Origin of the sequence: Sphingomonas sp. (assembly GCF_035317925.1) — a bacterium.
Taxonomy (GTDB): Bacteria; Pseudomonadota; Alphaproteobacteria; order Sphingomonadales; family Sphingomonadaceae; genus Sphingomonas_I.
Genome location: NZ_DATHFV010000123.1, coordinates 1 through 9,426, shown reverse-complemented (window position 1 = coordinate 9,426; position 9,426 = coordinate 1). Strand labels below are relative to the sequence as shown.

Sequence of the window (9,426 nt, the reverse complement as noted above, 5' to 3'; positions counted from 1 at the left end):
TGTCGGGCGGCGAAGGCTTCAGGATGGCCTGAAACTGGTAGTAGTGCTGCAGGCGCATGGGGTTTTCGCCATAGCGCCCGTCGGTCGGCCGGCGCGACGGCTGCACATAAGCGGCTTTCCACGGATTGGGCCCGAGCGCGCGCAGCGTGGTCGCCGGGTGAAACGTGCCCGCGCCCATCTCCATGTCATAGGGCTGCAGGATGACGCAGCCCTGCGCGCTCCAATAATCGTGGAGCGTCAGGATAAGGCTTTGAAAGCTGAGCGGCTTGGCGTCGGCCAAGGAAAACTCCGAAAATCACGTTGAAATGGGACCAGCGGCGTTTGGCGGAGCCTTGCGCGAGGGTCAAGGCGAGGGGATAGGGAGCCGATGCTCCGTCTTCGCTTCCTCGCCCCGCTTTTCCTCCTGGGCGCCGCGCCCGCACCATTGCCGCAGGCTCACCCCGCGCTCTGGAAGCTGGCGGATGCCGACACCACCATCTGGCTGTTCGGCACGATCCATATCCTGCCCGCCGGCACCAACTGGATGGATCCCGGCATCAAGCGCGCGATCGACGGCTCGCAGTCGCTGACGCTGGAGGTCGTGCTCGATCAGGATCCGGGCAAGGTCGCGACGATCCTGATGACGCTGGGCGCCGCGACCGGACTGCCGCCTTTGTCCGAACGCGTGCCGCCCGAAAAGCGCGCGCAACTCGCCGCCCTGGTCAAGGCGAGCGGCTTTCCGCCCGCCTTCCTCGACGGGATGAAAAGCTGGGCGGCAGCGATCATGCTGACCGGTGCGGCGCTCCGTCAGATCGGGGTCGACGCGGCTTTGAGCCCCGGCGTCGAACCGCAACTGACCGCCTTGTTCCGCGCCTCCGGCAAGGACGTTGACGGGCTCGAAACCGCCGAAGCGCAGCTCGGCTTCTTCAACCAATTGCCCGAAAGCGCCCAGCGCGCCTTCCTCGTCTCGACGCTCGACGATCCCGCCAAGGCGCGCGCCGATTTCCACGCGATGCTCGACGCCTGGAGCAAGGGCGATCCCGCCGCGATCGAGAAGACCTTCGCCGACGATCCCGAATTCACGCCCGCTTTGCGCGACTTGCTGATCCGCCAGCGCGATCACAATTGGGCCGAGGAGTTGGCCGACCGGATGAAAAAGCCCGGCACCGTCTTCGTCGCGGTCGGCGCGGGGCACCTGGTTGGCGTGGATTCGGTCCAAAAGATGCTCGCCGTCAAGGGTTTGAAGGCCGTTCGGGTACAATGATTCCCCTCCCGCTTGCGGGAGGGGTTAGGGGAGGGGAGTCGCGGTTCCAATCGCGGGCCAGCCAATCCGACCTGCCCCTCTCCCGACCCCTCCCGCTGGCGGGAGGGGAGAAGAAGGGGACTCAGGTTGCGCCTTTCCCCCTCTTCCGCTACAGGCCGCCGCTTCCCGCCGGACATCCCTGGAGGCGGCGGGTCCATCAACTAGCGAACTGGAGACATGATATGAGCGATTTGCTCACCTTGTCGGCTGAGACGCGCGAACGGGCAGGCAAGGGAGCCTCCCGTGCCATGCGTCGCGAAGGCCGCGTCCCCGCCGTGGTTTACGGCAACAAGCAGGAAGCCCTGGCGATCCATCTCGAAGAGAAGGCGCTGGTCAAGGCAATGGCCAACGGCCACTTCATGAACACCGTCGTGATGATCGACGGCGTCGGCGAATTGGTCCGTACCCTGCCCAAGGACGTCCAGTTTCACCCGGTCACCGATCGTCCGCTGCATGTCGATTTCCTGCGCATCAGCGAGCACACCACCGTCCACGTCAACGTGCCGGTCGTGTTCATCGATGAAGAGAAGGCGCCCGGCATCAAGCGCGGCGGCGTGCTCAACATCGTGCGCCACGAGCTGGAACTGATCTGCGATGCGGCGGAAATCCCCGATCACATCGACATTTCGCTCGACGGTCTCGACGTCGGCGCCTCGATCCACATCAGCAACGTGACGTTGCCGCAGGGCTCGAAGTCGGCGATCGACGATCGCGATTTCACCATCGCGACGATCGTCGCGCCGTCGGCGCTCAAGTCGAGCGACGGCGAGGGCGAAGCCGCCCCCGAAACCGAGGGCGAGACGCCCGAAGCGTAACGGCTTATGGCCCTCCTCTTCACCCCGAAGGGGAGGGCCTTACCTTCGATGCAACTCTGGATCGGCCTCGGCAATCCGGGCGCGGGATACGCGCTCAACCGGCATAATGTCGGCTTCATGGCCGTGGACGCGATCGCCGAAGTCCATGGCTTCGATCCGTGGAAGAAGGCTTTCCAGGGCTGGGCGTCCGCCGGCCGCATCGGCACCGAGCGGATATTGCTGCTCAAACCCGCCACCTACATGAACGAAAGCGGCCGCGCGGTCGGTGAGGCCTTGCGCTTCTACAAGCTCGATCTCGACGCGATCACCGTCTTCCATGACGAGCTCGATCTCGATCCTTTCCGCATCAAGGTGAAGACCGGCGGCGGCGCGGCCGGCCATAACGGCCTGCGCTCGATCGACGCGCATCTTGGTCAGGATTATCGCCGCGTCCGCATCGGCATCGGTCATCCCGGCCACAAGGATCGGGTCCACGATTATGTGCTCGGCAATTACGCCAAGGCCGAGATGGACGATCTCGTCGATATGCTCGGCGCGGTCGCCGCCGAAGCGCCCTTGCTGGCCGCCGGCGACGACGTGCGCTTCATGAACGAGGTCGCGCTGCGTTTGGCCTAGAGCCTGATCGTTATCGGTGGAAGCGTTGCACGCTACCGCTGATGATGTGAATCAGGCTCTATCCAAAGGTCAGCCGCGCGGACCCTCGACCGGTTCGGTCAGCACGCGGCCATTTCCATCGGCCTTTGCCTTTCGCATCAGGCGATCGGCTCGATTTAACAACTCCGCCTCGCTCAGCGTCGCCCGCGGGGAGACGATCAGCGCGCCCATGCTGCAGGACAAGGGAAGGCCGGTCTTGGCGAGCATCGTCGTCAGGCGCTCATGCAGCCCATGGACGAGCGCTTCGGAACCATGTCCAGGCGATGCACTCAGCAGGAACCCGAATTCGTCGCCGCCCAGACGGCCGACCAGATCCGATCCCCGGATCGCGCTCATGGCTTCGCGGGCGAAGCTGCGCAGCGCACCGTCCCCCGCCGAATGGCCATGAATCGCGTTGATTTCCTTGAACCCGTCCAGGTCGACACAGGCGACCAGCAGGCTCTGCCGCGCGCGCCGGGCGGCCGCGAGATGCCGCGCGGCGGCGGCCTCGAACGGCACCTTGTTCAGGACGCCCGTCAGCCCGTCATACATCGCCCGGTGATCCGCGGCGTCATAAGCGCGGCGATAGGCGGTGATGATCAGGGCGAGGAAGATGTAGGTCGCCGTGCGGACCAGCGCATTGGTCGCGGTCGCCACGCTCAATGGGCTGGAAGAGACCAGAACGTCCGGCAACAACGCGACGAAGGCGGCGACGATCGCGAACAGGATCGCCCACCAGCGGCCGAGCCCCCAGCAGGTGATGCAGAGCACGGGCACATAGAGCGGGACAAGGCGCAGGTCGGCGTGGCGCGCGGCGCCGTCCAGCAGGACGACCAGCGCCAGGCAGGCAAGCCCGCCCAGTGACGCGACTATTGTCGACAGCCGGGCAAGCCGCGCCATGGCACGGGGCAGAGGACCGTTGAAACGGTCATCGTCATCCCGCATCGTATCGGTTGCCCCATAGTCCCACGGCGCAACCCTAATCCGATAACCGCCGGCTGCCTATCCTGAGCTCCGTCGGGCCGCCGAAATTGTCGCCAAAATGCACTTATTTTGCCGAGGCTTGGCTCACTTTGCGGCCGAGCAGGATCATCAGGACGAGCGCGATCAGGTTGGTCGCGGCCTTGAAGACGATGTCCTCCAACGCCGCGCCCTGAAAACCGACCGAGGTCGCCAGCATCGCGCCGGTCAGCGTGCCGAAGAACAGGCCGAAGCTGTGCCGCTCGGTCCAACCGGGATTGGCGCCCCACCGCGGCAGCGCGAGCAGGATGGCTGCCATCAGCACCAGCCCGGCGGCGAACACCGCCGGCGCATTCAGCTCGGGGTGGAGACCGAAGGCCAGCACCACCATTCCGAACCAGAGCGTCGACCAGACCGCGCCGCCCAGGCCGAGCACGACCGGTCCGGGTAGGGCGGCCGAGCCGAGGAAGCGCGGCGGGAATTTGATCGCCCATACGAACAGGGCCGCGATCACCGCCAGCGCGCCCGCGAATTCCGCCGGCGAAGGATTGTAGATCGGCAAATGGAACGTCTGCACCCGTGCAATATGCGTCCAGCCGAACCAGGCCATCATCGATCCGATCGGGAACAGGATGCCGACGATCGCCAGCCCGGTCTTGCTCAGCCAGGTCTCGGTCTTGCGGTCGGGGAACACCATCTCCGCGACCAAAGTCGGCATCAGCACCACCCACACCGCCTCATAGGCCAGCGCCCACAACGCATAGACATAGTTGATCCCGCCCGCGCGCGCCCATTCGACGCCCTTCAGCTTGATCACCAGCGGCGCGAAGCTGGTCTGCTGGATCACGAATTCCTCGGCCACCGCGATGATCAGCCCGAACAGCAGCAGGCTGCCCCAGCCGAGGCCGAGCTTGCGCGCCAGCGCGCGCAGCATCAGCGCGCTGCCGCCCCACACGATCGTCTCCATGAACAGGATCGGCGGAAAGCCGATGATCGCCGACAGCCGCGTGCCGCCGAGCAGCAATTCGGTGAAGCAGGGCGCCAGCACCATCACCAGCAAGGCGGGCGCTATCGCCGAAAAAAAGCTGCGTTTGCGGTCTGCCACGGCGGCCATTGGACATCCTCCAACCAAGTATGTAATCTGTAAGTATCTTAGCTGTGAGATAAATGCAATGACGAAACGGGCATCGGACGGCGCGGCGGAATCGAACCGCCTGCACCGCGAGCTGGCGACGGCGGTGGTGAGCTTTCACGAGGCGGTGGCGCGCGCGGTCGGCATGACCGCGGCCGAGCGCAAATGCGCCGGCCTGCTCGCCGAACGCGGGCGGATGACGCCGGGCGAACTCGTCCACGAAACCGGCCTCACCAGCGGTGCGATCACCGGCATCGTCGATCGCCTGACCAAGGCCGGCTTCGCCGAACGCGTCGCGCACCCGACCGATCGCCGCAGCGTGATCGTCGAGGCGCGCCGCAGCGACGAATTGTTCGCGATGTTCGGCCCGGTGTTCGCAACCCTGAGCGCGGCGATGGACAAGCTCGACGCGCGCTATTCGGACGCCGAGCGCGCCCTGATCCTGCGCCACCTCGCCGACACGATCGCGATCCTGCGCGCCGAAACCGGCAAGCTCCTCGCCGCCCCGGCGATTGGCAAGCGCCCCGCCTGACCCTATCGCTGCATCATGACCTCACGCAGCCTGTTCGCAACCCGCTTCTACGAAGGCGCGCTCGATGACGATGCGCTGCTGGCGGAGCTCGACCATAGCTGCCGTACGCTGGCGGTAGACGATCGCGCCGGCCAGGCCTGGTCGAAGGAACACGGCTATCGCGGCTACACCTCCTACGCCTCGCTCAACGACCTGCCCCAGCGCGACCCGACCTTCGCCGATCTGGTCAAGGCGCTGAACCGCCACGTCGCCGCCTTCGCGAAGGATTGCGGCTTCGATCTTGCCAAACCGCTCAAGCTCGACAGCCTGTGGGTCAATGTGATGAAGCGCAGGGGTACCCATTCGGGCCATATCCACCCGCACAGCATCGTCTCGGGCACGATCTACATCGCCGTCCCGCCGGGCTCGGGCCCGCTCAAGCTGGAAGATCCGCGCCTGCCGCTGATGATGGCCGCGCCCCAGCGCCTGCCCGACGCGGCGCCCGACCTCCAGACCTTCGTCTATGCCGAACCCAAAGCGGGCTCGATCTTCCTGTGGGAAAGCTGGCTCCGCCACGAAGTGACGGCGAGCGACGCCAAGGACGAACGCATCTCGATCAGCTTCAACTATCGGTAAAGCGGGCGATGCCGCGCCTGATCCTGTTCAACAAGCCCTATGGCGTGCTCTCGCAGTTTACGGACGAGGGCACGGGGCGCCCGACGCTCAAGCCGTTTATCGATCTGCCCGGCGTCTATCCGGCGGGCCGGCTCGATTTCGATAGCGAAGGGCTGTTGCTGCTCACCGACGACGGCCGGCTGCAGGCGCGGATCGCCGATCCAAAATACAAGACGCCGAAAACCTACCTGGTTCAGGTCGAAGGCGACGCGCACGACGCGGCCCTCGATCCGCTACGCCAAGGCGTACATCTGAAAGACGGCATGACCCGCCCGGCAGAGGTCGAAGCGATCGATCCGCCCGATCTCTGGCCGCGCGATCCGCCGATCCGCGTCCGCAAGAGCATCCCCGATTTCTGGCTCCGGCTGACGATCACCGAGGGCCGCAACCGCCAGGTCCGCCGCATGACCGCGGCGATCGGCCACCCGACCCTGCGGCTGGTCCGCTGGAGCATCGGCGCGTGGACGCTCGAAGGCATCCCGCCGGGCGAATGGCGCGAGGTCGAAGGGTAGAGAAGGATTACCCCTTCTTCCCGTTCAACGCCGCAGCCGCGCGGATCAGCGCCACCAAAGCCGCCTCGTCGATCGCCTCACCCTTGGGGAAATCGATCGCACGCCGCACATTGCCGTCGAGGCTCGAATTGAACAGCCGCGCCGGATCGTCGAGCGCGGCCCCCTTGGCAAAGGTCATCTTGACCACCGCCTTGTAGGTCTCGCCGGTGCAGATCATGCCGTCCTGATACCAGACCGGCACCCCGCGCCATTTCCATTCCTCGATCACGTCCGGAAGGGCCTGCTTGATCAGGCCGCGTAGCCGGGCGAGCGTCTCGCCCCGCCAGTCGCCCAGTTCCTTTATCCGCGCGTCGATCTTTTCAGACGGCGTTGGCTCACTGCTCATGACACTTCTCTCTTTCGGCGCCGGCCGGCGGCATAAGGCAGCACGAACATGTACAGGCCGCTGAACAGCAGCAGGAACAAGGGCGGCAGCGGCGAATAGGTAACCCACAAGGGCGGTTCGCCTTTGATCCGCACCGCGAAATTGGCGATCACCGTCAGCGTGAAGGCGATCGACAGCCAGCGATGGCTCTGCCTGATCCATAAGCTCCAGGTCATTGTACCTCCTGTTGAAACGCTCGGCGAAGCTCAGTCCCGCGCCACGACCTGTTCCAGCTTGGCCAGGAAGTTGCGCCAGCCGATCTTGGCGCCCTGATAGGCCTGCTCCTGATCCGGCCGGAAACCGGTCTGCTCCATGCGTAGATGCGTGCCCGCGGCGGTCGGGGTGAGTGTCCAGGTGACGACGCTTTCCAGCCCCATCGCACCCCATGTGTAGGCCAGGCTGCTGTGCGGCTCGACCTCCAGCACCCGGCAATCGACCGATCCCCAGTCGCCCCGGAACGTGAAATCGTGATCCACCACCGGCGCGAAGTCGCTCTTCATCAGCCAGTCTTCGATCAGATGCGGCTGCGTCAGCGCGCGCCAGATCTTTTCCGGCGGGTAAGCGATCTCGCGTTCGACGACGACGGAGCGCGTCTCGGTCATTGATCCATCCTCTTCAGCAAATCCTCGAGATGATCGAACCGGCCTTCCCAGAAGCCCGCCATCTGCTTGGTCCAGTCGACCAACGGCGCCAGCGCTTCGAGCTGCGCCGTGTAATGGGTCTGGCGCCCCGCATGGCGGTCGCGCACCAGCCCGGCGCGCTTGAGTATGCCGAGATGCTTGGACACCGCCGGCTGCGACACCCCGGCGAGCGCCGTCATCGCCACCACCGTCTGCTCCCCGTCGCGGCACAGCCGCTCGAAGATCGCCCGCCGCGTCGGGTCGGCGAGCGTTCGGAACAGCAGGTCAGGTGTGTGCGGCATCGGGACTCATAACTCGTTGGCTATGGCTATTCCCATAACCAGCGAGTTATGATTGAGTCAAGCGCGCGGGCGCGCTCGCCGCCCTTCCTCAGGCCGGCTCCGGCACGCGCTGCTGCACGATCCCGCTCGCAACCTTGCCGTTCACCTCCGCCAGATGGTCGAACCGCGCCTCGTAATGCGCCATGCCCTGGCTCAGCGACCGGAGCTCGGTCTCCAGCCCGTGCAGTTCGGCTTCGGGCAAAGTCAGCGCGATCCGGTCCCAGCGCGACCAGCCGTCGAGCGGCTCGATCCCCAGCATCTGGCCGCGCCGGCTCGTCGCCGCCGACGTGATCCGCGACACCGCGTTGCCCGGCGCGTGCACGATCACCTGCGCGATCGGCTCGAGCAGATAGGGCGCGGCCGCCGCCAGCGCTTCCGCCATCGCGATCCGGCCGGCGGTGCGGAAGGCGAGCTCGGAGCTGTCGACGCTGTGGAACGATCCGTCGGTCAGCGCGACCGCGACGTCCACCACCGGAAAGCCCATCGGCCCGCTCGCCATCGCATCGCGCACACCCTGTTCGACGGCGGGAATCCATTGCCGCGGGATCGCGCCGCCCGTGATCTTGTCCTCGAACCGGAAGCCTTCGCCGCGCGCCAGCGGCCGGACCTCGATGATCACATCGCCGAACTGACCGTGGCCGCCCGATTGCTTCTTGTGGCGGCCGTGCTGCGTCACCGTCTTGCGGATCGATTCCTTGTACGCGACCGCGGGCGGGCTCGACGATACCGCGACGCCGTAACGCCGCTTCAGCCGCGCCAGCACGACGTTCAGATGCTCGTCGTTCAGCCCGTGCAGCAATGTCTCGCGCGTCGCCTCGTCGGTGCCCCAATGCAAAGCGGGGTCTTCCTCGATCAGCCGGTTGAGCGCGGTCGACAGGCGCACATCGTCCTTATGATCCTTGGCCGCGATCGCCAGCGCGCAATTGGTCACCGGCCGCTCGGTCGTTTGCGCGGCCACCGGTGCCCGGCCCGTGGTGCCGAACCGGTCGCCCGCCTGCGCCGTGTCGATCTTGGCGATGCCGATCATGTCCCCCGGCGCGGCGCGCGCGATCTTGATCGTCTGGCTGCCCTGCAGCGCGAACAGGGATCCCGCCCGCGTGCGCGCCCCGTCGCAGCCGACCAGTTCGGCCCCTTCGGCCAGCGGCGCCCCGAACACGCGCGCGAACGCCAGCCGGCCGACCGCGCAGCCATGCGATATCTTGAATATCTCGGCGGTAGCACCCTCGATCCCCAGCCGCTGCGCGGTCGTGGCCGCCAGCGGCGTATCGTGCCGCAGCATCTTGAGCAGCCGGCCGATGCCGAAGCCGTTCTGCGCCGATCCGAACAAAACCGGCGCGATCAGCCCTGCCGCCGTTTCGCGCGCGAGATCGCCGAAGATCGTGTCGAGTTGCGGCGCCTCGTCGATCAGCAATTGTTCGAGCAGGGCATCGTCATGATCGGCCAGCTGCTCGAGCATATGGAAGCGCGCCGCCGCCTCGTCGTCGCGAAGATGCGCGGCGAGCGGCACCCGTTCCGACCGTT

The 9,426-nt window shown here is 66.1% G+C and carries 14 protein-coding genes; 6 read left to right on the top strand and 8 right to left on the bottom strand.

Annotation, left to right across the window (positions count from 1 at the left end):
* Positions 1-280 (bottom strand): glycine--tRNA ligase subunit alpha (locus tag VK533_RS08925; RefSeq protein ID WP_324376569.1); only part of this gene is annotated, 280 nt, incomplete at its 3' end.
* Positions 281-367: 87 nt separating this feature from the next.
* On the opposite strand from VK533_RS08925, the gene VK533_RS08920 reads away from it, so the two are divergent.
* From VK533_RS08920 to pth, 3 genes are all read left to right on the top strand, one after another.
* Entirely contained in the window at positions 368-1,243 is an 876-nt protein-coding gene (locus VK533_RS08920; protein WP_324376567.1) for a TraB/GumN family protein, read from the top strand.
* Positions 1,244-1,464: 221 nt separating this feature from the next.
* A complete protein-coding gene (locus VK533_RS08915; RefSeq protein ID WP_324376565.1) occupies positions 1,465-2,097 on the top strand; it encodes a 50S ribosomal protein L25/general stress protein Ctc in 633 nt (210 codons plus the stop codon).
* A 48-nt stretch (positions 2,098-2,145) separates the two neighbouring features.
* Entirely contained in the window at positions 2,146-2,712 is a 567-nt protein-coding gene (gene pth, locus VK533_RS08910) for an aminoacyl-tRNA hydrolase (RefSeq protein ID WP_324376563.1), read from the top strand.
* A gap of 69 nt (positions 2,713-2,781) precedes the next feature.
* Here the strand turns inward: pth and VK533_RS08905 are convergent, their stop codons facing one another.
* Together VK533_RS08905 and VK533_RS08900 are read right to left on the bottom strand one after the other, a co-directional pair.
* Positions 2,782-3,675, bottom strand: coding sequence for a GGDEF domain-containing protein (locus VK533_RS08905; protein ID WP_324376561.1), 894 nt, complete (start codon positions 3,673-3,675; stop codon positions 2,782-2,784).
* Between the two features lie 103 nt (positions 3,676-3,778).
* The gene (locus tag VK533_RS08900) at positions 3,779-4,804 is read right to left on the bottom strand and encodes a hypothetical protein (protein ID WP_324376559.1); all 1,026 of its coding nucleotides are present in this window, start codon (positions 4,802-4,804) and stop codon (positions 3,779-3,781) included.
* A gap of 58 nt (positions 4,805-4,862) precedes the next feature.
* Here VK533_RS08900 and VK533_RS08895 point away from each other — a divergent pair, with 58 nt between their 5' ends.
* The 3 genes from VK533_RS08895 to VK533_RS08885 are packed head-to-tail and all read left to right on the top strand — an operon-like array spanning position 4,863 to position 6,520.
* On the top strand, positions 4,863-5,354 hold the full coding sequence (locus VK533_RS08895; RefSeq protein ID WP_324376557.1) for a MarR family winged helix-turn-helix transcriptional regulator: 492 nt from the start codon (positions 4,863-4,865) through the stop codon (positions 5,352-5,354).
* Between the two features lie 15 nt (positions 5,355-5,369).
* Positions 5,370-5,969, top strand: a complete 600-nt coding sequence (locus tag VK533_RS08890; RefSeq protein ID WP_324376555.1) for a TIGR02466 family protein — start codon at positions 5,370-5,372, stop codon at positions 5,967-5,969.
* Positions 5,970-5,977: 8 nt separating this feature from the next.
* Positions 5,978-6,520 carry a pseudouridine synthase gene (locus VK533_RS08885; RefSeq protein WP_324376553.1) on the top strand — a complete coding sequence of 181 codons (543 nt, stop codon included), beginning with the start codon at positions 5,978-5,980 and terminating at the stop codon, positions 6,518-6,520.
* A gap of 7 nt (positions 6,521-6,527) precedes the next feature.
* On the opposite strand, the gene VK533_RS08880 is transcribed toward VK533_RS08885, so the two are convergent.
* The 5 genes from VK533_RS08880 to VK533_RS08860 all read right to left on the bottom strand — a co-directional run.
* The gene (locus VK533_RS08880) at positions 6,528-6,905 is read right to left on the bottom strand and encodes a DUF1801 domain-containing protein (protein WP_324376550.1); all 378 of its coding nucleotides are present in this window, start codon (positions 6,903-6,905) and stop codon (positions 6,528-6,530) included.
* The gene (locus tag VK533_RS08875) at positions 6,902-7,120 is read right to left on the bottom strand and encodes a hypothetical protein (protein WP_324376548.1); all 219 of its coding nucleotides are present in this window, start codon (positions 7,118-7,120) and stop codon (positions 6,902-6,904) included. Before VK533_RS08875 ends, VK533_RS08880 begins: the two co-directional genes overlap by 4 nt.
* A 30-nt stretch (positions 7,121-7,150) precedes the next feature.
* Positions 7,151-7,546, bottom strand: a complete 396-nt coding sequence (locus tag VK533_RS08870; RefSeq protein ID WP_324376546.1) for an SRPBCC domain-containing protein — start codon at positions 7,544-7,546, stop codon at positions 7,151-7,153.
* Positions 7,543-7,866, bottom strand: coding sequence for a metalloregulator ArsR/SmtB family transcription factor (locus VK533_RS08865; RefSeq protein WP_324376544.1), 324 nt, complete (start codon positions 7,864-7,866; stop codon positions 7,543-7,545). The genes VK533_RS08870 and VK533_RS08865 overlap by 4 nt, the downstream gene beginning before the upstream one ends.
* An 88-nt stretch (positions 7,867-7,954) precedes the next feature.
* Positions 7,955-9,426, bottom strand: a 1,472-nt coding sequence (locus VK533_RS08860) for an elongation factor G (protein WP_324376542.1), incomplete at its 5' end; no start/stop codon positions are given.